Here is a 653-nt window from a genome sequence, read left to right as displayed (position 1 = left end):
AGTTGCATCACGAGGCTGCTGCCGCTGACCTCGCTCACCCGCACGTTCACCGGCTGGAACCCGTTCCCGGTCGCGACATGGGCGATCACCACCGGGTCGTCGTAGCTGCGCTGCAACGCGACCGTGACCGGGTCGCTGTTCAGCGCCAGCGTCCCGGTTTCCAGGATATCCTGCATCGGCGCCGCCGAGAGGATCCCCGGGCCGTCGAAGGCGAAGTAGTCGATCCGTTCCGCGAAATGATCCGTCTCGGGATCCTGGCTGGCATCCTCCTCGACAGAGACGTCGAAGCTGTTGATTGTGCTGCCCGCGCCTCGCGCCCAGGCCGGGTCGATCCCGGCATAGCTCGCCACTCCGGCGATCACCCTGGCCCCGCCCGCGATGCTCGCGCCCAGCGGCACCGTCGCGGTGGCGTCGGTCACCCCCGTGGCACTGCCGGCAAGCCAACTCACGCCGCCCGAAGTGCCGCTGCCCGCCTCCAGCGCCACCCAGCCCAGCGTCTCCACGAAGTGGCTGCCCGCGTTCCCGGCCTCCTCCTCCTGCATCGTCAGCTGGAAGCCCTCCGCATCGGCACTGCGCTGGCGCGTGGTGACGAAATCGGCGCCGTTGGCGCTCTGCACCTGGCTCAGGATCACCGGCGCTGTGTCGAACTCGGC

General features: G+C 69.4%; 1 protein-coding gene. It reads right to left on the bottom strand.

Annotation, left to right across the window (positions count from 1 at the left end; translation table 11 throughout):
* The coding region (locus ACFORG_RS20755; protein ID WP_386737486.1) for a hypothetical protein at positions 1–653 on the bottom strand (653 nt) is incomplete at both ends.

This window comes from Lutimaribacter marinistellae (assembly GCF_042648365.1).
Classification (GTDB): domain Bacteria; phylum Pseudomonadota; class Alphaproteobacteria; order Rhodobacterales; family Rhodobacteraceae; genus Lutimaribacter_A; species Lutimaribacter_A marinistellae.
Note: the sequence above shows the minus strand (reverse complement) of the source record. Positions and strands in the feature narration are given on the sequence as shown.